At 65.7% G+C, this 21,484-nt stretch carries 21 protein-coding genes and 1 other RNA gene; 8 read left to right on the top strand and 14 right to left on the bottom strand.

Going from position 1 to position 21,484, the window contains the following annotated elements; all coding sequences use genetic code 11:
* Nucleotides 1-6 precede the first annotated feature (6 nt).
* The 6 genes from folK to murJ all read right to left on the bottom strand — a co-directional run bounded on the left by folK (nucleotide 7) and on the right by murJ (nucleotide 6,094).
* Nucleotides 7-522 (bottom strand): 2-amino-4-hydroxy-6-hydroxymethyldihydropteridine diphosphokinase, encoded by a 516-nt coding sequence (folK, locus tag ACQY39_RS13585; RefSeq protein ID WP_428507043.1) that lies wholly within the window; start codon nucleotides 520-522, stop codon nucleotides 7-9.
* Complete coding sequence (gene pcnB, locus ACQY39_RS13580; protein ID WP_428507041.1) at nucleotides 522-2,141, bottom strand: polynucleotide adenylyltransferase PcnB; 1,620 nt, start codon at nucleotides 2,139-2,141, stop codon at nucleotides 522-524. Before pcnB ends, folK begins: the two co-directional genes overlap by 1 nt.
* A complete protein-coding gene (locus ACQY39_RS13575; RefSeq protein WP_263564162.1) occupies nucleotides 2,138-2,824 on the bottom strand; it encodes an HAD family hydrolase in 687 nt (228 codons plus the stop codon). The genes pcnB and ACQY39_RS13575 overlap by 4 nt, the downstream gene beginning before the upstream one ends.
* Complete coding sequence (gene hda, locus ACQY39_RS13570; RefSeq protein WP_428507039.1) at nucleotides 2,821-3,504, bottom strand: DnaA regulatory inactivator Hda; 684 nt, start codon at nucleotides 3,502-3,504, stop codon at nucleotides 2,821-2,823. The genes ACQY39_RS13575 and hda overlap by 4 nt, the downstream gene beginning before the upstream one ends.
* 129 nt (nucleotides 3,505-3,633) lie before the next feature.
* The gene (locus ACQY39_RS13565; RefSeq protein WP_428507037.1) at nucleotides 3,634-4,503 is read right to left on the bottom strand and encodes a SirB1 family protein; all 870 of its coding nucleotides are present in this window, start codon (nucleotides 4,501-4,503) and stop codon (nucleotides 3,634-3,636) included.
* A 28-nt stretch (nucleotides 4,504-4,531) separates the two neighbouring features.
* Nucleotides 4,532-6,094, bottom strand: a complete 1,563-nt coding sequence (gene murJ / locus ACQY39_RS13560; RefSeq protein WP_428507035.1) for a murein biosynthesis integral membrane protein MurJ — start codon at nucleotides 6,092-6,094, stop codon at nucleotides 4,532-4,534.
* A 274-nt stretch (nucleotides 6,095-6,368) separates the two neighbouring features.
* Here murJ and rpsT point away from each other — a divergent pair, with 274 nt between their 5' ends.
* Nucleotides 6,369-6,662 (top strand): 30S ribosomal protein S20, encoded by a 294-nt coding sequence (gene rpsT / locus ACQY39_RS13555; protein WP_263517592.1) that lies wholly within the window; start codon nucleotides 6,369-6,371, stop codon nucleotides 6,660-6,662.
* 116 nt (nucleotides 6,663-6,778) lie between these two features.
* Here rpsT and ACQY39_RS13550 read toward each other — a convergent pair whose 3' ends face one another.
* Nucleotides 6,779-7,627: an alpha/beta fold hydrolase gene (locus ACQY39_RS13550; protein ID WP_428507032.1), complete on the bottom strand. Its 849-nt coding sequence runs from the start codon at nucleotides 7,625-7,627 to the stop codon at nucleotides 6,779-6,781.
* Nucleotides 7,624-8,667, bottom strand: a complete 1,044-nt coding sequence (locus tag ACQY39_RS13545; protein WP_428507030.1) for a M14 family zinc carboxypeptidase — start codon at nucleotides 8,665-8,667, stop codon at nucleotides 7,624-7,626. Before ACQY39_RS13545 ends, ACQY39_RS13550 begins: the two co-directional genes overlap by 4 nt.
* 153 nt (nucleotides 8,668-8,820) lie before the next feature.
* On the opposite strand from ACQY39_RS13545, the gene ACQY39_RS13540 reads away from it, so the two are divergent.
* Entirely contained in the window at nucleotides 8,821-8,976 is a 156-nt protein-coding gene (locus ACQY39_RS13540; protein ID WP_428507028.1) for a hypothetical protein, read from the top strand.
* A gap of 24 nt (nucleotides 8,977-9,000) precedes the next feature.
* On the opposite strand, the gene ACQY39_RS13535 is transcribed toward ACQY39_RS13540, so the two are convergent.
* A complete protein-coding gene (locus tag ACQY39_RS13535; protein ID WP_263517596.1) occupies nucleotides 9,001-9,345 on the bottom strand; it encodes a DUF3579 domain-containing protein in 345 nt (114 codons plus the stop codon).
* Between the two features lie 257 nt (nucleotides 9,346-9,602).
* Here ACQY39_RS13535 and ACQY39_RS13530 point away from each other — a divergent pair, with 257 nt between their 5' ends.
* Both ACQY39_RS13530 and argF read left to right on the top strand, forming a co-directional pair.
* On the top strand, nucleotides 9,603-10,823 hold the full coding sequence (locus ACQY39_RS13530; protein ID WP_428507026.1) for an aspartate aminotransferase family protein: 1,221 nt from the start codon (nucleotides 9,603-9,605) through the stop codon (nucleotides 10,821-10,823).
* A complete protein-coding gene (argF, locus tag ACQY39_RS13525; RefSeq protein ID WP_428507024.1) occupies nucleotides 10,820-11,782 on the top strand; it encodes an ornithine carbamoyltransferase in 963 nt (320 codons plus the stop codon). The genes ACQY39_RS13530 and argF overlap by 4 nt, the downstream gene beginning before the upstream one ends.
* Nucleotides 11,783-12,044: 262 nt before the next feature.
* On the opposite strand, the gene ACQY39_RS13520 is transcribed toward argF, so the two are convergent.
* Nucleotides 12,045-12,815, bottom strand: coding sequence for a substrate-binding periplasmic protein (locus ACQY39_RS13520; RefSeq protein ID WP_428507022.1), 771 nt, complete (start codon nucleotides 12,813-12,815; stop codon nucleotides 12,045-12,047).
* Nucleotides 12,816-13,239: 424 nt separating this feature from the next.
* Here ACQY39_RS13520 and ACQY39_RS13515 point away from each other — a divergent pair, with 424 nt between their 5' ends.
* The 3 genes from ACQY39_RS13515 to ACQY39_RS13505 all read left to right on the top strand — a co-directional run bounded on the left by ACQY39_RS13515 (nucleotide 13,240) and on the right by ACQY39_RS13505 (nucleotide 15,909).
* On the top strand, nucleotides 13,240-13,983 hold the full coding sequence (locus ACQY39_RS13515; RefSeq protein ID WP_428507020.1) for a metallophosphoesterase family protein: 744 nt from the start codon (nucleotides 13,240-13,242) through the stop codon (nucleotides 13,981-13,983).
* 91 nt (nucleotides 13,984-14,074) lie between these two features.
* Nucleotides 14,075-15,550: a bifunctional serine/threonine-protein kinase/universal stress protein gene (locus tag ACQY39_RS13510; protein WP_428507018.1), complete on the top strand. Its 1,476-nt coding sequence runs from the start codon at nucleotides 14,075-14,077 to the stop codon at nucleotides 15,548-15,550.
* A 14-nt stretch (nucleotides 15,551-15,564) separates the two neighbouring features.
* Nucleotides 15,565-15,909 carry a YkgJ family cysteine cluster protein gene (locus ACQY39_RS13505; RefSeq protein ID WP_428507016.1) on the top strand — a complete coding sequence of 115 codons (345 nt, stop codon included), beginning with the start codon at nucleotides 15,565-15,567 and terminating at the stop codon, nucleotides 15,907-15,909.
* 28 nt (nucleotides 15,910-15,937) lie between these two features.
* Here ACQY39_RS13505 and ACQY39_RS13500 read toward each other — a convergent pair whose 3' ends face one another.
* Together ACQY39_RS13500 and otnI are read right to left on the bottom strand one after the other, a co-directional pair.
* The gene (locus ACQY39_RS13500; RefSeq protein ID WP_428507014.1) at nucleotides 15,938-17,119 is read right to left on the bottom strand and encodes a tetratricopeptide repeat protein; all 1,182 of its coding nucleotides are present in this window, start codon (nucleotides 17,117-17,119) and stop codon (nucleotides 15,938-15,940) included.
* Nucleotides 17,120-17,275: 156 nt separating this feature from the next.
* Nucleotides 17,276-18,073 (bottom strand): 2-oxo-tetronate isomerase, encoded by a 798-nt coding sequence (gene otnI, locus ACQY39_RS13495; RefSeq protein ID WP_428507012.1) that lies wholly within the window; start codon nucleotides 18,071-18,073, stop codon nucleotides 17,276-17,278.
* Between the two features lie 68 nt (nucleotides 18,074-18,141).
* Here otnI and ACQY39_RS13490 point away from each other — a divergent pair, with 68 nt between their 5' ends.
* Nucleotides 18,142-18,522 (top strand): methylglyoxal synthase, encoded by a 381-nt coding sequence (locus tag ACQY39_RS13490; protein WP_428507010.1) that lies wholly within the window; start codon nucleotides 18,142-18,144, stop codon nucleotides 18,520-18,522.
* Between the two features lie 5 nt (nucleotides 18,523-18,527).
* Here ACQY39_RS13490 and ACQY39_RS13485 read toward each other — a convergent pair.
* Together ACQY39_RS13485 and ACQY39_RS13480 are read right to left on the bottom strand one after the other, a co-directional pair.
* A non-coding RNA gene (locus ACQY39_RS13485) (sX9 sRNA) lies at nucleotides 18,528-18,616 on the bottom strand.
* Between the two features lie 62 nt (nucleotides 18,617-18,678).
* Complete coding sequence (locus ACQY39_RS13480; RefSeq protein ID WP_428507008.1) at nucleotides 18,679-21,477, bottom strand: alpha-1,6-glucosidase domain-containing protein; 2,799 nt, start codon at nucleotides 21,475-21,477, stop codon at nucleotides 18,679-18,681.
* Between the last annotated feature and the right edge of the window lie 7 nt (nucleotides 21,478-21,484).

The raw sequence follows: 21,484 nt of genomic DNA, 5'->3' as shown, positions 1-21,484 counted from the left end.
AACCCATCACAGGGCGCCCTGGCATTCGATCGCCTGGTCCTGCAGCGCCAGCAGGCATTCCTGCAGCGGCGGCAGGCCGGGCACTTGCAGATCGGGCGCCAGTTCCAGCAAAGGCTTCAGCACGAAGGCGCGCTGATGCAGGCGCGGATGCGGCACCGACAAGCGGGCTTCCGAGAGCTGATCCTGGCCATACAGCAGCAGGTCAAGATCAAGGGTCCGCGGCGCATTGACATAGGGGCGTTCACGGCCATGGGCCTGCTCGATCGCTTGCAAGGCATCCAGCAGCTCCAGCGGCTTCATGCAGGTACGCAACTCCGCCACCGCGTTGAGATAGTCCGGGCCGCCCGCATCGACCGGAGCACTCCGGTAGGCGCTGGAAACAGCCACGAGCTCGCAGCCTGACAAGGACTGCAAATCCCGCAGAGCCAAGCGCAAGGTGGCCGCCAGATCACCACCGAGATTCGCCCCCAGACCGACAAAGGCTCGCACCTCGCGCGAGCCTTTCCCAGCAGCCGTCGGCATCAGAGCTCGCCGTTGCCGCCCTCAGCGGCGGGCGCAGCGCTGCCAGCGCCCTCACCGGCCGCACGCCCGCCGGGCTTGCGCCGGCGGCGACGCTTCTTGGCCGGAGCCTTGCCTTCCGACAGCGCTTCTTCCACATCATCAGGCGCGCCGACGGGGCCGATACCTTCCTTACGGGGCAGCTGGTGGGTCTTGGCGCTGCGGCGCTGCGACTTTTCCAACTCGCGCACATCTTCCAGCAAGGCTTCACGCTCTTCGTCGCTGCCGAGGGCAAAGTCTTCCCACCAATCAGCCAGAGCGGGGTCGATCTCACCCGCATCGGCACGCAGGCGCAGGAAATCGAAGCCGGCACGGTAGCGAGGCTGCTCGATCAAGGTGTAGACACCGCTGCCGCTGCGCCGCTCGAAACGCGGCTGCATCATCCAGATTTCACGCATCTCGGTGGCCAACTTGCCGCGACCGGAGATGTCACCGATGCGGGCATCGAAGACGGTGTCAATGGCCTGTTGCAAGGCCGGCACCACCGGCTCACCCGCTTCACGCAGGCGCGTCCAGCGCTCCAGCACCTCGAACCACAGCATGCAGGCCAGCATGAAGTTGGGCGACACACCGCGGCCCTCGCGCACGCGCAGGTCGGTGTCTTCAAAGGCCATGCGCACGAAATCGCCGCGCGTGCCTTCGGCCAGCTCACCGCGCTCATTGAGCATGGCGTCAAGCACGGGGAACACGCCGCGCGCCAAGCCTTGCTTGCGCAGCTCTTCCAGGCTGGCCAGAGAATGGCCGGTCTGCAGCAGCTTGATCATCTCGTCGAACATGCGCGAGATCGGCACATTGGCCAGCAGCGCAGCACTGGCCTTGACCGGCGCGCGCGTCTTGGGCTCGAGCTCAAAGCCCAGTTTGGCCGCGAAACGCACGGCGCGAATGATGCGCACGGGGTCTTCGCGGTAGCGGGCTTCCGGGTCGCCGATCATGCGCAGCACGCGCTTCTTGGCGTCGGCCAGGCCGCCGTGGTAATCGACCACCAACTGGCGGCGCGGGTCGTAGTACAAGGCATTGACCGTGAAATCGCGACGTGCGGCGTCCTCAATCTGTGGGCCCCAGACGTTGTCGCGCAAGACCCGACCCTCGGCATCGACCACATGGCTCTTGCCCGCCAACTCGGCTTTGGAAGTCTTCTCGTTGCCGGCGACTTGCTCGGCCGTTTCCTGACCCAGCAGAGCGCGGAAGGTGGAGACCTCGATCACCTCATGTTCGCGCCCGCGGCCATAGACCACATGGACGATGCGGAAGCGCCGGCCGATGATGAAGGCGCGGCGGAACAGGCCTTTGACCTGCTCCGGCGTGGCGTTGGTAGCCACATCGAAATCCTTGGGGCGCATGCCCAGCAGCAGGTCGCGCACCGCGCCGCCGACGATATAGGCCTCAAAGCCGGCATCGGCCAAGGTCTCCACCACGCGCACCGCGCGCTCGTCGAGCAGGCTGGGGTCAATGCCATGCTCGGACACGCCCACTTCAACTCGCTTGCCCAGGGAGCCATGCCCGGGCTTCGCTTCCTTCGGCGCCTTGGCGGCCTTGCCGGCGGAAGGCTTGCCCAGCAGCTTGTCAATGAATTTTTTGATCATGCGAAGAGGTTCAGTTGAGGCCAGCCGCGAGCGGACGCGATGTCCGCCAGAGCCGGCGAAGGATTGGTGGCCACCGGGTGACTGACCAAGTCCAGAAGCGGCAAATCATTGATCGAGTCGCTGTAGAAATTCACACGCTCGAAGTCCTGCCATTGTCGCCCCAAGCCCGCCAGCCATTGCTGGACACGCTCGATCTTGCCGGCCTGGAAGGAAGGCACACCTTCGATGCGCCCGGTGCAAGCACCCTGCTCATCACGCGCCAGGCGCACGGCGATCAGGTGCTCGATGCCAAAAGCAGCGGCAATCGGCGCCGTCACGAATTCGTTGGTCGCGGTAACGATGGCCAGCAAATCCCCGGCCTCGGCATGGCGGCGGACCAAGGCCCGCGCATTGTCACCGATCAAGGGCTGCATCACCTCGGCCATGAAACGCTCACGCATGGCCAGGGCCTCGGCCAGTGGACGGCGGCGCCAGACGGAGGTGGCGAACTCGATATAGGCGTCCAGATCCAGGCAACCGGCCTGGTACTGGGCGTAGAACTCATCATTGCGAGCCTGCCATTGAGCCCCATCGGCCCAGCCGACCGCCACCATGAAGCTACCGAAGGCATGGTCCGAATCATTCGGAATCAAAGTGCCGTCGAGATCGAACAAGGTCAGCGCCTGTCCTGCGTTCTGACTCATCCAGAAACTCCTTCATCGGCCAGCATTTGGCGCAGCAGTGGCACCGTGACCGCACGCTTGGCGGCCAGAGCAAATTCATCGAGTCGATCCAGCAAGCGCATCAAATGCTTGAGATCACGGGCAAAGCGGGTCAGCAAATAGTCGATCACTTCATCGGCCAGCAGGATGCCGCGGCGATCGGCCTCACGGCGCAAGGCGGCGCGCATTTCCTGCTCGCTCAGAGGCTGCAAGGCAAAGGTCGGGCCCCAGCCCAGCCGCGTGCGCAAGTCTTCGCGCAGCGCCAGATCGACCGGCGGCGCGCTGCCGCTGGCCACCACCGCCAGACCATGGGTGGCCGCCTCAACGAACAAGGCGAAGGCCGCATGCTGCTGACCGGCGTCGAAACGTTCGCAATCATCCATCAGCAGCAGGCTGGGTTGGCTTGGCAGCTCCCAGGGCAGCGGCGTGTCAGCGTCGTACCAGCCAACCTGAGCGCCGGCGTCCTGCCAAGCATGAGCCAAAGCACGCAGCACATGGGTCTTGCCGCAACCAGGCAGACCCCAGAGGAACACCGGCGGCGGCGCCACGGCACCGGCCCGCAGCGACTGCAAATGTGCCAGGACCGCGCTGTTGGCGCCGGGCAGGAAATTGTCAAAGGTGAACATCGGCGCGGGGCCGATGGCAAGCGGAATCTGCTTCAAAACCGGGTCATCTCCAAGACCAAACGCAGCTCGAAATCCATCAGGGAACCCGCAGCGACAGCAGGCCCGGGTGGGGCGGCGGCAATTCTAAGGGCGGCGCCTCATGGCACTCGCCAAGGCGCTGCTCAATCAGTGCAAGGCCGGCCCGCCACGCTGGCGCAGCTGCGCCACACGCTCCTGCAGCAAGGGGCCATCGGGGGCCTGCGGCTCTTGAGCCAGATAGGCCTCCAGGTCCTCGGCTGCAGCCGGCCAATGACCCAGCGATTCGAGCACCAACCCGCGGTCGCGCCGCTCGATCGCCGCATGCGGCAGCAGCACCACCAGACGCTGCTGCACGGCCAGAAGACGCGGCCAGTCGCCGGCAGCCCGGTGGATCTCCTTCAGATTGCGCAACATGCGGGCGAGGATGTCGCGCGCCGAGGCCGGCTGCAAAAACAGATCGACGGGCAAATCCACCTCGCCCTGCAGACCGGTGCTGCCACGGAATGCTTGCAGCATTTCATCCAGCCGGCTGCGCGACAAGGAGTCACCGCTGAAGGGATCCAGCACGACCTCGCCATTGCCCATGCGCACGCGCACCAGGAAATGCCCAGGGAAGGCCAGACCTTGAGCCCGCAGGCCCAACTGACTGGCCAGCTCCAGAAAGATCACCGCCAGGCTGACCGGGATACCGCGGCGCGTCGCAAGAACCTGGTGGACATAGCTGTTGCCACGCTCGTAGTAGTTGTTGACATTGCCACCGAATCCAAGCTCCTCATGGAAGAAGCGACACAGGCTGCGCAACTTGACTTGCGCCGAGGCATCGGCGGGCAGGCGCTGCCGCAGGCGCCGGGCCAGACCATCGACCTCGGCCAGCACCGCCTGCACATCGAGAGCCGGCTGCTCATCCTGGGCCAGCGAGGCCGCGGCCTCCAGCAAGTTCAGGCTGACGTCCTCTTGCACCAAGGTGGCGAAGTACTCCAGCGGGGTTGGCGCATCCAGGCGCAAGGAAGAGCTCATAAGGTGAGTTTAGAGGGCCAAGGCCATTTCAGCCGCGCCGCATGAACTGACGCAGGCGCAAACCCAGCAGAGCCAGGATGCCGAAATACAGCAGGGCCGAGGCCGCCAGGCTGCCAGCCATGACCAAGGCCCGCAAACCTTCACTCTGACCCAAAGCAATCCAGTCCAGACGCTGCGCCAGCTGCCATTGCAGCACGGCCATGGCCGTGCTCGCCAGCAGCACCTTGAGGGCAAAACGCACCCAGCCGGGCTCGGGCGTGTAACTGCCTTGACGGCGCAAGCCGCGCAGCAACCAGAACGCATTGACCATGGCGCCGAGGCCGATGGACAGCGCCAGTCCAGCCACACCCACCCAGGGCACGAAAACCAGATTGAGCAGTTGGGTCAGCGCCAGCACGCCAATGGCGATGCGCACCGGGGTGCGCGTGTCCTGCTTGGCGTAAAAGCCCGGCGCCAGTACCTTGATGGCCAGCAATCCCAGAAGGCCAACGCCCCAACCCATGACCGCCTGCGCGGTATTCACCACGTCGACGGCCAGAAAGGCCTTGCGGTGATACAGCACGGCCACCAAGGGCTCGGCAAAAACCAGCAAAGCCAGCGCACAAGGCAGACCGAACAACACCACCAGGCGCAGACCCCAGTCCAGCATGTCCGAATAGCGCTGCGTATCGCCCTCAGCCTGGGCCGAGGAGAGCTGAGGCGTCAGCACCGCCCCCAGCGCCACGCCCAGCAAGGCCATGGGGAACTCCATCAAGCGGTCGGCATAGTTGAGCCAGGAAGTGGCACCGACAGCGATGTGGCTGGAGATCTGCGTATTGATCAGCAGCGAGAGCTGCGCAACCCCGACGCCCAGCAGGGCCGGCCCCATCTGACGCAAGATCGTGCCCACACCCGGGTGGGTGCTGGCACGGCGCACATCCGAGGGGCGAAACGCAATGCGCGGACGCACGCCGATGCGGCGGAGCGCGGGAAACTGAATCAGCAACTGCAAGACGCCTCCGACCATCACGCCCATGGCCATCGAATAGATTGGTGGGTAACCCCAATCCGCCACCACCGGCGTCATCCACCAGCCGAAGGCCAACACGCAGAGATTCAGGATCACCGGCGTCACCGCCGGCACCATGAAGCGCTTCCAGGTATTGAGAATGCCTGCCGCCAAAGCCACCATGGACATGCAGCCGATGTAAGGGAACATCCAGCGCGTCATCACCACGGCCGCGTCCTGCCCCTTGCCCGGCATGCCAGAACCCAGCATCCAGACCAGCACCGGCGCCGCCAGCACGCCGATCACACAGGTGGCCGCCAAGGCCCATGCCAGCACCGAGGCCACGGCATCGATCAAATCGCGGGTCGCTTCGTCGCCATGCTTGGCGCGCGTGGCCGCCAGCACCGGCACAAAGGCCTGCGAGAAGGCCCCTTCCGCAAACAGGCGGCGCAACATATTCGGAATGCGGAAGGCGACCAGGAATGCATCAGACAGCACGCCTGCGCCAAACATGGCGGCCACCATCTGCTCCCGCATCAGCCCGGTGATGCGGGAGACCAAGGTGAAGACGGAGATCAGAGACGCAGCACGCAGCAGATTCATGACAGGGACGCAGTCAGCAAGAAGAGCGAGGGAAATACAAGCAGAGGCATGCAGCAGACCTATTGCAGGCTTTGAACGGCCAGATTCAGCCGCCGGGATCCATACCGGGCCGGCCCAGACCTCAAACAGCAAGGCCGCTTGATGACAGGCCGGGCGCCGCATTATCATGTGCCCCCTCGCCGCTTCCGAGTGGCCAACGCCGCATCGGCCTTTGTTTCACTGTTATTTCAGTGCTATACTCGCGGTCTTTGCACCAACTGGGTAGATTTACAGCATGGCATCCTCTTCCAAAGTCAAGAAGACAGTCCGTACGGCATCGGGCCTCAAGCGCGCTCGCCAGGACATCAAGCTCAACGCAGCCAACACGGCTCTGCGCTCCCATTTCCGCACGGTCATCAAGAACGTGCAAAAAGCCGTGGTCATTGGCGACAAGACCAAGGCTGCCGAACTGTTCAAGACAGCTCAATCCGTGATCGACTCGGTCGCTGACAAGGGCATCTTCCACAAGAACAAGGCTGCTCGTCACAAGAGCCGTCTGTCGGCAAAGATCAAGGCGCTGGCCGCCTAACAACCAGTTCTGGTGCAAAGTCAAAAAGCCCGCGCAAGCGGGCTTTTTTGCGTCTGGATTTGCGTCTGGATGCGAGCCGGCGGGAGTCCCCTCCTCCCACTCAGGCCGGGGCTGAATCAATGCCACTCGCCGTGATCCAGACCCTGCATACGCCGCATCTTCAGCCAGTCCGCCACGGCCTGTGCCACCCACGGCGCGTCGTCGAGCGGCAAGTCATGGCCGGCATGCTCATGCAGGCGCAGGGGCGCGCCCCAGGCACGGCTGATGGCTTGCGAACAGCGCCAGTCGACCAGACGATCGGCCTTGCTGCATAGCAGCAAAATCGGCGCCGCCGGACGCCGCCGGGTGGCCTCGTACCGAGCCGCTGCCAGCAACTGCCGCATGGTGTTGCGCACCCCCACCGGCCGCTCGCGCTGCAAGGACACCCAATGGTCCAGCACTTCTTCAGGACGCGGCAGCAAGCGGGTGGTCATGCGCAGGACCTTGGCCTCGCGCTGCCGGTAACCCAGGCGACTCAGGCTCAGCATCAACAAAGTGAAGTAGTTGAGCGGCCGCAGGCGGCGGTAAAAGGGACTGAAGGGACGCAGGCTGGTATTGATCAGGACGCCGGCGCAGACCTCCTTGGGGTAGCGCGCGATCCAGTCGCTGGCGACCATGGCACCCAGGGACATGGCCAGAACATGGACCGGCCCCTTGATTCCCAAACGAGCCACTTGCGAGCGGCAGGCTTCCACCATGGCCGGCACCTCGCTCGGACTGGTCTGACGGTGCAACATGCCATTGCCCGGCAGGTCCAGCAAAATCAGCTGAGCCCCGGGCTGCTGCTCGCGGATCTTGCGCAGCAGCAGGCGAGGAAAGTCCCCCCAATGACCAGACTCCCGCGAAAGCCCGCGCAGCAAAACCCAGGTGCTGGCAGCCTGCGGCTGCGCCTCGACCGGCGCGGGCGCAGTAACCGGCCCCGTCATGCGCCAGCACTCCGGCGATACCAACGCTGCAGCGCTTGCTGCTCATGTCTGGCACGTTGTTCGCCCTGAGGCAACCAGCGCGGCATGCCAGCCGCCGCACGAAGCATGAAGTCCAGCCATGCGATATGGCGGCGCAGCACACGCTGCTGTCGATGACTGACCAGAGGATTGAACATGCCGTGGCGAGAAAAAAGTTGCTTGGGATTCTTCCTGACCCAGAGCCAGGAGCCCATCTCCAAGGTCAGAGGCAGGTGCAGACAATCGTCGCGCGCACAGGCCTGCAAATAGAGATGGTCCCACAGGTCACCGTGGGTCAAGTATTGTCGACTCTGCGGCTCGAACACGTAGCGATGCTGGGCATGGGTCTGATCCAGAATCTGACACAAGGCATGCATTTCCGCCAAATGCGGCAAGGGCCGGGCCGTGTGGGCATAAGGGAACCAGATGCGATCGGCCAAGCCGAATCCCGAGTGGCAGTCCACCGCGATCGACTGCCTGTGGCTCAGCAACTCGCGCTCCACCAAGTCGCACAGCGCCTGGCTTTCAGCTTCCATGCCTGCCGCTTCCACACCGCGATACCAGGGCAGCCTGGGGCTCAGACGCTGACCTCCGACCCAGGGCGACACCCCCGGGCCCGCCTCCACCGGCGCATTGCGCATCAGGTCCACGCCACGCGGATTGGCGCGTGTGCCGTTCCAGATGCCGCCCGGGTTGACCAGCGGCAAAAACACGACACGCAAGGACTCCAGCATGCGGTGCAAGCTGCTGTCCCAATGCAGCCGCGAGATCAGGCTGGCCAAAAAAGCCATGACCACCTCCGCGCCAATGCGCTCCAGGCCATGGACGCCGCCAAAGAAGCCCACCGCCGGCACGGCAGGATCCGGATTGCCCAGTGTCAAAGCCAGCAAGGGCAAGCTGCCGCCGCCCACCGCCACCTGACCGAGTTCATGTTGTTGCAGCAAGGGCCCGGCCTGGCGCAGCAGCGACTCCAGCTCAGCGAGTTCGGGCAAGGCCGGCAGCAAAGAGACAGAGGAAGACACCAGGATCAGATCCGCTGAAGAAAAGGGTTTGGGCTCGAAGCCAGCAAGCATAGCCGCAGCCCCGGCCGGACTCCAGCATCAGGCCGCAGCACATGCTGAACGCCTCATATGCGCGTCATCAGATCGTCACGAAGCCAACATAGCCTACCCGCCATGCAACCCCTCAAAAACGAGCGCTGCAGCGATGCGGACCACTTCCTTCCCGCCGGCTTTGTCGGCAGCCTGCGTCGTCGCATGATCTGGCTGATGTGCCTGCTCGGCGGCAGCCTGGAATTGCTGGCCCTGCAAAGGGCGCGCCGACAGCGCTGAAGCTCAGTCCGCGCCGGCTGCGGCTCAGTCCGCCGAGCGCTTTTCCGCGCTGGGGCTGTCCGGCAACAAGCAGGCCTCGGCCACCTGCAGGCTGTTGTCGCGGGCGAAGTTCATGACGAAGTCCCAGGCCATGGGCTCAAGGCGGCGCAACTCTTCGTTGACGATCACGCACTTCACGCCGTTGATCACCCGCGGCACGCACAGCGGCGAGTAGCCGATGTAGGCGCCGATACCGCCGCGGGCGCCGCCAGGGCGGAAGCAGGACATGGCGCCTGCCAGACGCTCGGCCCAGTCGCTCGGCCGGAAGGTCCGGCCCTCCAGGGTGAGGCCCTGGATGAATACTTCGCGCGATTTGGGGGACTGGCTCATGGGTGGGCGACTTCGACGCCGGGCTGGGTTCCAGCCCCGCGGCCGCGAAAATAGACGGTTTTACGACAGACGCTATTGTGCCTTGGATGTGTTGCGCCGCAGCACAGGCAGCTCGGCAAGACCGGACATTCGCACGCGTCAGGCCCGTGTCAGGGCCTCGGGAAAGACCTGGCCCTTAGAATCCGCCGACGTTTGGGCGAGGTTCCGCCGCGCCGAAACGCCACCCTGTTTGCTTGTCCCCCACCTATGGAGAGTTGATGAACGCCCCCGTTGTCCCGTCTGCTGTTGTGCCGTCCGAACCTCACGTGATGCAAACCTATGGCCGCCTGCCCATCGCCCTGGCGCGCGGTGAAGGCTGCTGGGTCTGGGACGTGAACGGCCGACGATACCTGGACGGGCTGGGCGGCATCGCCGTCAACACCTTGGGCCATGCGCATCCGCGCCTGGTGCCGGCCCTGCAGGCGCAGGTGGCCACGCTGATGCACAGCAGCAACTACTACCACGTGCCCTTGCAAGAGCAGCTGGCTGCCAAGCTGTGCGAGCTGTCCGGCCTGGACGTGGCCTTCTTCTGCAACAGCGGCCTGGAGGCCAACGAAGCGGCACTCAAGATCGCCCGCAAATTCGGCAACGACCGCGGCAACCATGCACCCGAGGTGATGGTGTTCGAGGGCGCCTTCCATGGCCGCTCGATCGCCACCCTCTCCGCCACCGCCAACCCCAAGATCCATGCCGGCTTCGGCCCCTTGGTGCCCGGCTTTGTGCGCGTGCCGCTGAATGACCTGCCTGCCGTTGAAGCGGCGCTGGACGCCCATCCGAACATCACCGCCATCTTCCTGGAGACCATTCAGGGCGAAGGCGGCATCAACGAGTCGCGCATCGAGTTTCTGCAAGGCCTGCGCCGCATCTGTGACCAACGCGATCTGCTGCTGATGCTGGACGAAGTTCAGTGCGGCATCGGCCGCACCGGCAAGTGGTTCGCCCATCAATGGGCCGGCATCCGCCCCGATGTCATGCCCTTGGCCAAGGGCCTGGGTTCGGGCGTGCCCATCGGCGCCGTGGTTTGCGGCCCACGCGCCGCCAAGATCATGCAGCCGGGCAACCACGGCACCACCTTCGGCGGCAACCCGCTGGCCATGCGCGCCGGCGTTGAAACCCTGAAGATCATGGAAGAAGACGGCCTGCTGGCGCATGCCGAGAAGGTCGGCGGCGAGCTCAAGGCCGCCCTGAAAGCGGGCCTGGAAGGCGTGCCTGGTGTCGTCGAAGTGCGCGGTCAGGGCCTGATGCTGGGCGTGGCCCTGGATCGCCCCTGCGGTGTCTTGCTACAGCGCGCGGCCGATGCCGGCCTGATGATCAGCGTCACCGCCGAACGCGTGGTGCGCCTGGTGCCCGCCCTGATCCTGAGCAGCGAGGAAGCCGCCCAGATCGCCGCCATCCTCGTGCCCTTGATCAAGGCCTTCCTGGCGGAGCCCAAGGCATGAAGCCCGGCCAAGGCCTGATGCGCCACTACCTTCAGTTCAAGGACTTCCGCGCCGAGGAATACGCCCATCTGTTTGAGCGCGCCGCCATCATCAAGCGCCGCTTCAAGAACTACGAGCGCTACCAACCCCTGGCCGACCGCACACTGGCCATGATCTTCGAGAAGGCCAGCACGCGCACCCGCGTCAGCTTCGAGGCCGGCATGTACCAGATGGGCGGCTCGGTGGTGCACCTGACCACCGGCGACAGCCAGCTGGGCCGCGCCGAGCCCATCGAGGACAGCGCCCGCGTGATCAGCCGCATGGTCGACCTGGTGATGATCCGAACCTTCGAGCAGACCAAGATCGAACGCTTCGCAGCGCACTCGCGCGTGCCCGTGATCAACGGCCTGACCAACGAGTACCACCCCTGCCAGATCCTGGCCGATCTGTTCACCTTCATCGAAGCGCGCGGCATGAACCAGCGTGGCATCGTCGATGTCGACTGCCTCAAGGGCCGGGTCGTGGCCTGGGTCGGCGACGGCAACAATATGGCCAACACCTGGCTGCAGGCGGCGGAGATCCTGGGCTTCACCGTCCATGTCAGCACGCCCAGCGGCTACGAGGTGGACGCCAAGGTCGCCGGCATCCAGAACAGCGATTGCTACAAGGTGTTCAAGAACCCGCTCGACGCCTGCCGCGGCGCCGACCTGGTGACCACCGATGTCTGGACCAGCATGGGCTATGAAGCCGAGAACGACAAGCGCCGCGCGGCCTTTGCCGACTGGTGCGTCGATGCCGAGATGATGGGCGTGGCCAAGCCCGACGCCCTCTTCATGCACTGCCTGCCCGCCCACCGTGGCGAAGAGGTGACCGCCGAAGTCATCGACGGCCCCCAATCCGTCGTCTGGGATGAGGCGGAGAATCGCATGCATGTGCAGAAGGCACTCATGGAGTACCTTCTGCTGGGTCGCATCGGCTGACCAGCCGATGTGAGCCAAGCCCGCCAGGGCTGCATGCGATTCGGGGCGTACTCACTTGGCGCCAGCCAAGTGAAGCCGCGCCAGCGGCGGGTGCGCACCAAAACAGAATGAACGTGCAAAAGGCTGAGTCAGGACCGAAGACAGGCCCGACGGCCTGTCTGACGCCTGACGAAGGCCAGCCCATGTCCGCAAGGGCTGGCACTCATGGAGTACCTCCTGCTGGGTCGCATCGGCTGACCAGCCGGAGCGCCCCTGGCTGCCCTCACCGCGGCCGCACGCTGCCCGTCAGACTCCCCGGTGGGTAGTGTTTGACGAACTCGCGCCACACCTGCCCCGACTTGGCAGCACGTTCCAGCAGCGCCAGCAGATTCTGCCGGTCGGCCTCCGACAAGGCGGTCTTGGACACGTATACGCCGCTCTCGCCCCAAGGCAGCTCGTCCACCGGTTCGTAGCGCAGTTGTTCCAGCAGAGGCCGCACGCGCGCATCGCTCAGCAAAGCACCCACCAAGATGCTGGGCGCCATGACCGTGGCTTCGGCCATGCCATTGCCCAGCATTCGTGCCACCGAAACCGCATCGGCTGCCAATGACAAGCGCCCCTGCTGATCCAACTCCTTGATCAAGGCCTGGTAAGACTCGCCGTAATCAAAACCCCGCACCAGTACCACGCGCATCTCGCGCCGGGCCTGCAACTCAGCCAGACTGCGCAGCGGCGCACGCTCTGAACTCAAAGAAATCACGGTCGCCCGGCTGCTGACCATGGGCACAAACACCCCTGACTCGTCCCGCTTGGGCGTGCGCGTCGCCGGCACCAGCAGATCAGCGCGGCCGGTCTCGAACATCAGTTCCTGCCGCGCCCGAGGCACCACAGAGAACTTCAGCGGGCAGCCCTCCCGCGCCACGCTGCTGCGCAAGACCTCCGGGTAGACGCCCGCCACGGCCTCTCCCGTCACCGTGACGCTGAGCCCGATCGGTGCCACCGGCACGGTAATGTCGCGCGAGCAGACAAGCTGGGCCCTGACGTTCCAAGGCATGGCCGCTAAGGCAAACGCCGCCAGCCAAACAGAACAAGCCCGCTGGAACTCCAACACTTCATCGCACCACGGCCACCGCAACATCAGGCACCTTTTGAGAATTGTGAGAAGTCATCACGCACGAAATCGAGAGAGCCGCGTCTCGATTTGACGACCCGCAGGACAACCTGCTCAGGGAGACTGCCCCGTCCACGGATCGGCCACAGCTTACGCGATCTGGCGACTGTGCGTGTCGCTGCAGCGAGATTACACGTGCGGGTCATCCCCGTTGAAGTTTGCGCATACAGGCGGCAAGCTGCAAGTGACCTGACCGCGCAAGTTGCGCAGTCAGACACTCCCGATTTCGGCGGCCCTCCCCCGTCCGTCTTCTGGCCTCCCCGCCTTCAGCCTGCCGTCAGCCGCTCATGGCAAGCTCAGCATCGCCATGAAAATTGCCCTTATCTCTGACATTCATTCCAATGCGCAGGCGTTTGCTGCGGTGCTTGAGCATGCCCAGGCCCAGGGCGTCAACGACTACGCCTTGCTCGGCGATTTCGTCGGTTACGGCGGCGACCCAGCCTGGGTGCTGGACAAGGTGGCCGACTTGGTCGAGCAAGGTGCGGCGGCCGTCATGGGCAACCACGACGCCGCCGTGGTGCAAGGCAGCTCCAGCAGCATGCGCGAGGACGCACGCCTGGCGGTGGAGTGGACCCATGCGCGCCTGAGCCCCGCGCAGCTCGACTTCTTGTCCAAGTTACCGATGAGCGTCACCCGCGAAGATCGCCTCTACGTCCATGCCAATGCCTTCGACCCGGGCGGCTACGAATACATCCAAGGCCGGCTGGAAGCCATGCGCAGCCTGCATGCCACCGAATGCCGCTACACCTTTTGCGGCCACATGCACGAGCCCATGCTGTACCACCTGAGCTCGACCGGCAAGGCGGGCGAGTTCACGCCCGCTGCAGGCGTCACCATCCCCTTGCTGCCGAACCGCCAATGGCTGGCCATCCCGGGCTCCTGCGGCCAGCCACGTGACGGCAATCCGGCGGCCTGCTACGCCATCTTTGACAGTACGGCCGGCGAGCTCAGCTTCCAGCGCGTGGCCTACGACGCCGAAGCCGCCGCCGCGCAAATCCGCGCCGCCGGCCTGCCCGAACGGCTGGCGGCCCGCCTGCTGCAGGGCGAGTAGCATCAAGGCCAAAGGCAAGACCTGACCCCAGGCCGACAGGACCACGGTACCCGGCACCCCTCACTGGCCACCGAACAGGACTCTCTCCACCATGCCCAGCTCCGCTTCCGGCCCCCTCAGCACCCAGTTCATTACGCCACCCCTGGGGCCCTTGGAGCCGGGTATGGAGCTCGACGGTTTCAGGCTGGAGGAGCGCATGCACCAGGGCGGCATGGCCCATATCTGGCGCGTGACGCGGCTGCAGCCCAAGCCCGGTGAGGACTTCCCGCTGATCATGAAGGTGCCGCGCATCAAGGGCGGCGAGGACCCGGCCACCATCGTCGGCTTCGAGGTCGAGCAGATGCTGATGCCGGCGCTCAAAGGCCCGCATGTGCCGCGCTTCGTCGCGCGCGGCGACTGGACACGACAAGCCTATATCGTCATGGAGCAGGTGCAGGGTCAGTCCTTGCGCCCGCGCCTCGATGAGGCACCGCTGCCGCTCGACGAAGTGGTGGACATCGGCATACGCGTGGCCACCGCCCTGCAAGACCTGCACCGCCAGCATGTGGTGCACCTGGACATCAAGCCCAGCAACATCATGTTCCGGCCGGATGGGCTGGCCGTGTTGGTCGACTTCGGGCTTTCGCGCCACGACCACCTGCCCGACCTGCTGGAGGAAGAGTTCTCCCTGCCCATGGGCACGGGGCCGTACATGTCGCCCGAGCAGGTGCAGTTCGTGCGCAACGATCCGCGCAGCGATCTGTTTGCCCTGGGCGTCATGCTTTATCACCTGGCCACCGGCGAGCGGCCCTTCGGCCAACCGAGCTCGGTGCGCGGCTTGCGGCGCCGGCTCTACATCGAACCGGTGCCACCGCGCGCCATCGACCCCGAACTGCCCCCTTGGTTCCAGGAAGTAGTCTTGCATTGCCTCGAGGTCAAGCCCGAGCGCCGCTACCAAAGCGCGGCCCAGCTGGTTCTGGATCTGCAACAACCCGAGGGCGTGAGCCTGACCCGCCGCGCCGAGAAGATGACCGGCAGCAGCAGCCTCAAGACCCTGAAGCGCTGGTTCTTCGCCCTCGGCTCGGAGCCGGCACCGCAGGCCACCGTCAGCAACCAGGTGACGCGCAGCCCCATCATCATGGCCGCCGTCGACACCCAGCACGCCACACCGGCCCTGCTCGACCAGTTGCGCGAGACCGTGCGCCGTATCGTCCAGACCGAGCCGGGCGCCCGCCTGGCCTGCGTCAGCGTGATGAAGACGGCCCGCATCGGCATGGACGAGCTGACCGACAAGGACGGCAAGAGCGTGCATGTGAAGCAGCTGATCGCCCTCAAGCATTGGGCGAGGCCGATCAGCAAGGCGCTGAATCTGGAGGACGGCCGCCTGACCTTCCATGTGCTGGAAGCGCCCGACGCGGCCACGGCCATCATCGAATTCGCGGCCAAGAATGGCGCCGACCACATCGTCATGGGCGCCCGCGGCGCTTCGGCCTTGCGACGCTATCTGGGCAGCGTCTCGGCCCAGGTGGTGACACAGTCGGAATGCTCGGTCACCGTGGTGCGCGAGCCGGCTGGCGCCGAGGCCTGAACGGACACCCAAGCATGACTGCCCCAGAAGCCACGAACAACCCCTGCATTCCATGCGGCGCCTGCTGCGCCAGTTTTCGCGTGGACTTCGCTCGCGAGGAACTGCAAAGCGAGGGCGGCTGCGTGCCCGACGGCTTGGCGATCGAACTGACCGACACCCTGGCTCGCATGCGCGGGACCGACCACGCCCGGCCGCGCTGCGCCGCCTTGGTCGGCACGGTGGGCCAGGCGGCAGGCTGCGGCATCTATGAATGGCGGCCCGGCCCCTGCCGGGAATTCGGGCTGCGCGCGCCCATGGGTATCGGTGATGAGGCCTGCGCCAGAGCCAGAGCGCGGCATGGGCTGCCACCGCTGCCCTGAGCCCATCTGACCCAGGCCGCAGCAGGGCTCAGTGCAAGCTGGACTTGCGCGTCCTCAACCAGTCGAGCTTGGCGGAATACATCTGCTTCTCGCGCTCGTTGCTGCTGTTTTCCAGGGCCAGGGTCATGTGCTTGTGGGCCGACCTGACGTCGCCCAGCCCGTAGCTGGCCAGAGCCGCCCAAAAGTGAAACTCATGAAAAAAGGCTGAGCGGGCAATCTCGCGGTCAAACAAGGCCTTGGCCTGTTCGAACTCGCCCCGACGCATCGCCGCCACGCCCTGGTCAAAGAACTTGTAGGGCGGATGCGGTTGCAGATCCCGCAGCTTGGCCGTCAGCAGGGCCGACTCCGAGCCGGGGCCGCCATCGTCCAGCACCAGCACCAGATTGGACAAGGCCTGGGTGTTGTCCGGCTCCTGGCGCAAGACGTGGCGGAAGCTGGCCTGCGCCAGCTCAGGCAGACCGCGGCGCCGGTAGATCACGCCGAGTGTGTTGTAGGCCGCCATCATGCGCGGGTCGGCCTTGAGCGAAGCACGCACCCACCAGTAGGCATCGTCGATGGCGCCGGCGGCCAGGCTTTCAGCGGCGCGGTTGTTCATATACATGCCGATCACGGTCTGCTCATCGATCTCCCGGCTGCGCTGGCCGCGGATATCGGCGCCAGGCAGGAAATCGATGGTCAGCTGATCAGCCTCCATGGTAGTGAAGGCATGGACCTCGGGCTTACGGCGCGCCAGGGTCAGGTTGACATGTCCGGTCAGGAAATAAATGTCGCCGTGCCGCGACCAGAAATCCTCGACATAGACGCTTTGGTAGCGCACCGGCAACTGCAGGTGCTTGGCAAACGCGCCGGTCATGATCACTAGGGACAGGCAGTTGCCGCGCCGCTGGGCGAAGGCCTCGGCAGCATTGCGGGTTCGGTCCGAGTCGTACTCGAGCTGCAGCTGCCCCTTGGTGTAGAGCGAATCCAGCAAGGCATCGCGTGGACCGCGGTTGCGGATCTGGAAGGCAATCTCGCGGTCCAGATAGTCGCGCATGGCCGGGCTCAGGGCGAAGACCTGCTCCGGGTCCATGTTCTTGCTGCTGGGCTTGAAGAGCTGGTCATGGAACAGCTCCTGCAAGGGCGCGTGCGGCGGCGGTGCGACCGTGGCGCAAGCCCCCAGCAGCAGGGTGCACAGCAAGACTGAAAGCGTACGCAAGGCAAGCATGTTCATGGCTCTTCCTTCCCCAAACCAAGCAAGGCCGCACGAGGCCTCACAAGGCCAGACCCCACCGAACGGCAGGGTCCTGCGCTTCAAAGTGTAGTCATCAAACTAGCGCTCGCAGCCCCAGATGAATACCCATGACTTCTGGCTGCACGCAGCCCCGATTCACAGCCAGGCTTGCAACCAGCCGAGGCCCTCTGAGGTGGCGTGGGGCCGCTGGCCGCGCGCAGGCCGGTACTCACAGCCGATCCAGCCCGGGTAGCCCAGCTGGTCCAGCAGCTGAAACAGGTAGCGGTAGTTCAGCTCACCGACATCGGGCTCATGACGCTCGGGCACGCCGGCCACCTGGATGTGGCCGATGCGGCCACCGGGCAGGTAGTGGCGGATCTTGCTGGCCAGATCGCCCTCGCTGACCTGCAGGTGGTACAGGTCCATCTGCACCATGACATAGGGCGAGCCGATTTCGTCCAGCAGGGCGTGGGCTTGCGCCTGCCGGTTCAGGAAATAGCCGGGCATGTCTCGCTCATTGATCGGCTCGATCATGATCTGCTCGCCCTGCCCGGCCGCTGCCGCCGCGGCATAACGCAGATTCTCCAGGTAGGTGGAATGGCAGTCCTCCAGCCTCTGATTCGGGGGCAGCACACCCGCCATCACATGAATGCGCGAGCAAGCCAGTGCCTGGGCATAGGCCAGGGCTTGGTGGATGCCAGCCCGGAACTCGGCCTCGCGGCCGGGCAGACAAGCCAGCCCCCGCTCGCCCGCATCCCAATCACCCGGAGGGGCGTTGAAGAGCACCTGCTGCAGACCATGCTCTTGCAGGCGGGCTGCCAACTCCTCGGGCGCAAAGGCATAAGGGAACAGGAACTCGACCGCCTGAAAGCCATCGCGCGCGGCGGCGGCAAAGCGGTCGAGGAAATCCAGCTCGGTGTAGAGCATGGACAGGTTGGCAGCAAAGCGGGGCATGGCAGGTCCGGGCAGCAAGCGGTTTGGTAACCCGATTGATTGTGTCCCGCCAGGCCGGACTCACTAAGATGCCCGCCATGAAACTCGCACTGATCGCCCACGACGGCAAGAAAAACGAGATGGTCGCCCTGGCGGCCGAGTTCAAGGCCTTTCTGCAGGGCTGCCAGCTGATGGCCACCGGCACCACCGGCGGCCGCCTCGTCGCCGAGCTGGGCCTGAGCGTGGAGCGCCTGCTCAGCGGCCCGCATGGTGGCGATTTGCAGATCGGCGCGCGCCTGGCTGTCGGTGGGGTCGACGCTGTGATCTTTCTGCGCGACCCGATGACGCCGCAGCCGCACGAGCCCGACATCAATGCCCTGGTGCGCGCCTGCGACGTGCACAACGTGCCCTGCGCCACCAACACGGCCGGCGCCCGGCTGATGCTGGAGCGCTGGGCTCAGCTGGGCTGAAAGCGAGCCGACTCAGAGCTTGAGAATTTTTGTAGCGAGCGGCTGTCAGGCGAGGCGGACGGAGCGCAGGAACCGGAACGTACTAGCTGTACGTGAGGATTCTGAGCACCGGACCAACGACGCATGGCAGTCGCGCAGCAAAAAATTCACAAGCTCTCAGCGCTCGACCAGCACCAGGGCCGTGCGCCCCGGCACCTTGACCCGGCCGCTGGCGGCATCAAACGCGAACTCCCGCTTCGGCCGCGGGTCCGCCGCTCCCGGCGCCAGATGGACCGGGTGCAGCGCATAGCGCCGTCCGGCCAACTCAGGCAGCTGCAACACCTGGGCCTCAGGGCTGGTGTTGAGGAAATAGGCCAGGCGGGCAAAACCCGCGTCCTTCAGGCCCTGGCCGTCGATTTCAGCGGCCAACACCAGCGGGTTCTGTGACGGGCCGGTGTTGAGAAAACGCAGGCGCTGGCGGATTTCGGCGGCGCTGCTCAGGCGCAGCAGGCGGCTGCTGGCGCGGATCTTCAGCAGGTCCCGAAAGCCATCGCGCATCCAGGTGATCTCGGCCGGGCCGGGGGCAATGCCCGGGTCGGCCAGCAAAGGCGCCAGCCAGGGGTACATGGCCTGGTTGTCGGCGGCCGGCGGCAGGCCGGTGCCAAAGAAGTTGCGCTGGTAGCTCCAGTCCAGACGATTGAACCAGTCGCCCGAGTCGTAGCTGTTGCGGTCCAGCGATTTGGAGCGCAGCACATCGATGCCGGCGTGGAAGTAGGCCACGCCCTGGCTGAAGGCCGTCAGCGCCGCGCCCAGCAGCTGCACGCGCGCCCGCTCGGCGCGCGGCGTGTCCTGGGGCAGCTTGAGCACATTGATGTCAAACAGGGTCTGGTTGTCGTGGTTGTCCACGTAATTGACCACCTCGCCGGGCTCGGAGACGTAGCCAGCCGGCTGGTCGCCGTAGGCGATCTGGTCCGCGGGCAGGCGCGGGCCGCGCCAGGTGTCCAGCTCGAAGTTGCGCAGCGAGCCGGCCAGGCCCACGCGCAGCAGGTCGGCGCTGGCCATCAGCTGCGTGGCCGCTGCAGGCGTGCTGACGTGGCGGTTGGGCGCAAAGCCCAGGCCATTGAGCCAGCCCTGGTTCTTCAGTACATCGAGGCCGTTGTCGCCGGCACTGCCGCCGCGGGCGGCGTCGCGGGCGCGGTCGCTGAAGGTGCCGATGCCGCTGCCATTGAGCGAGAGCTGAGAGGCTTGAACGAAACGGGCGCCGTTGGCCACCTCGCCAAAGTTCCAGCCCTCGCCGATCAGCTGCACCGGCTGGCCGGCGGCGGCGTTGACGCGCTGCTGCAGCGCCTCCATCACCGCGCGTGGCTGGTGGGCCATCAGGTCAAAGCGGAAGGAATCGATGCGGTACTCGCGCGCCCACATGGCCACCGAATCGATCATCAGCTTGGCCATCATGCGCTGCTCGGTGGCCGTGTTGTCGCAGCAGGTCGAGCGCTCGACCTGGCCCTTGGCATCGAGGCGCTGGTAGTAGCCGGGCACGATGCGATCAAGCACCGAGTGGCGGCCCTGGCCGCTGGCGGCCGTGTGGTTGTAGACCACGTCCATGCCCACGCGCAGGCCCGCCCGGTGCAGGGCCTGCACCATCTGGCGGAACTCGCGGATGCGGCGCTCGCCGTGCTGCGCATCGCTGGCATAGCTGCCCTCCGGCGCGCTGTAGTGCCAGGGGTCGTAACCCCAGTTGAAGCAATCCTGGTCGGCCAGCTTCATCACCACGGCCTGCTGGGCCGGGCTGTCAGCGGCCGCCTCCGGCACCTGGGGTGTCAGGCAGCCTTGCTCGGGCACGCTGGCCAGGTCGAACACCGGCAGCAGATGCACATCGGTCAGGCCGGCCTGAGCCAGGGCGCGCAAGTGGCGCATGCCTTGCGAGCCTGCCTGCGTGAAGGCCAAGTACTTGCCGCGCTGCGCCGGCGGCACGCTGGCGTCGCCGATGGAGAAGTCGCGCACATGGAGCTCGTAAATCACCATATCGGTGGACTGCCGCACGCGGGCTGAGGCCTGGCTGTGCGCACGGCGGTCTTGCCAGCCGCGCGGCTGCAGACGCGGATCGGCCCAATCGACCACCATGCTGCGCGCCGAATCGGCGCTCAGACTCAGCGAATAGGGATCGGTCACCCGGTTGCGCACCAGACCCAGGCCTGGCACCCAGACCTCGACCAGATAGCGGTAGTAGCTGCCGCTCAAATTGGCGGGCAGGCCCTGCTGCCACAAGCCGCTGCGCGGATCGAAGCCCAACGCTTCCACGGCCTGCGCCGGGCTCTCAGGCCCGGCGTAGCGGCAGAGGTAGACCTGCTGCGCGGTCGGCGCCCAGAGCTTGAATTCCGTCTGCCGGCCCTGCTTCACCACCGCGCCCAGCTCGCCCGCCGCTTCGGCCGCGTCGGCGTAGAGCGCATCAAGAGCACCGGGCGTCTGCAAGCCGGTGACCGCCAGCACCTGACCTGCTGCGTCTTCCTTGACCAGCAAGAGCTCGCCGCGCAAAAGTTGGGGCAAGCGGGCTTGGTCGGCCGAATTCAAAGCCAGGCGTAAGCCGGGGCCGAAGGATTCGAGGTACTTGAAGCGCTGCGCCAGCTCGGGTGCGAGCGGGGCTGTGCTGGGCAGCAGCTCGACGCGCTGTTCCACGCCCTGGGCTGCCGCACCGACCTTGACCTGCGCACCGCCGCGCGCGCTGGCCAGCAGAGCCACACGCTCGCCGGGCACCAGGCTCTGGCCCGGCCATTGCAGCAAAGCGGGGCTCAGGGCAAAGGCGCGGGCCTCGGGCGCGGCCATGGCGGCCGGCTGCAAGACGGTGGCTGCATCGGCGCTGTCGCAGGCGGCACGCAGCTCAGCAGGTGACGCCGAGGCCATCGCGGCCCAGGCGGCACTCGACAGCAAGTTCAGCGCAAGGATCAGGCCAAGTCGGGAGGAAGAGAGGGAAGTCATCGACAGC

It is taken from the genome of Roseateles sp. (assembly GCF_965262435.1).
In the GTDB taxonomy this organism is placed as follows: Bacteria; Pseudomonadota; Gammaproteobacteria; order Burkholderiales; family Burkholderiaceae_C; genus Paucibacter_A.
The sequence above is the reverse complement of the archived record's forward strand: the minus strand, read 5'-3'. Positions and strand labels throughout refer to the sequence as shown.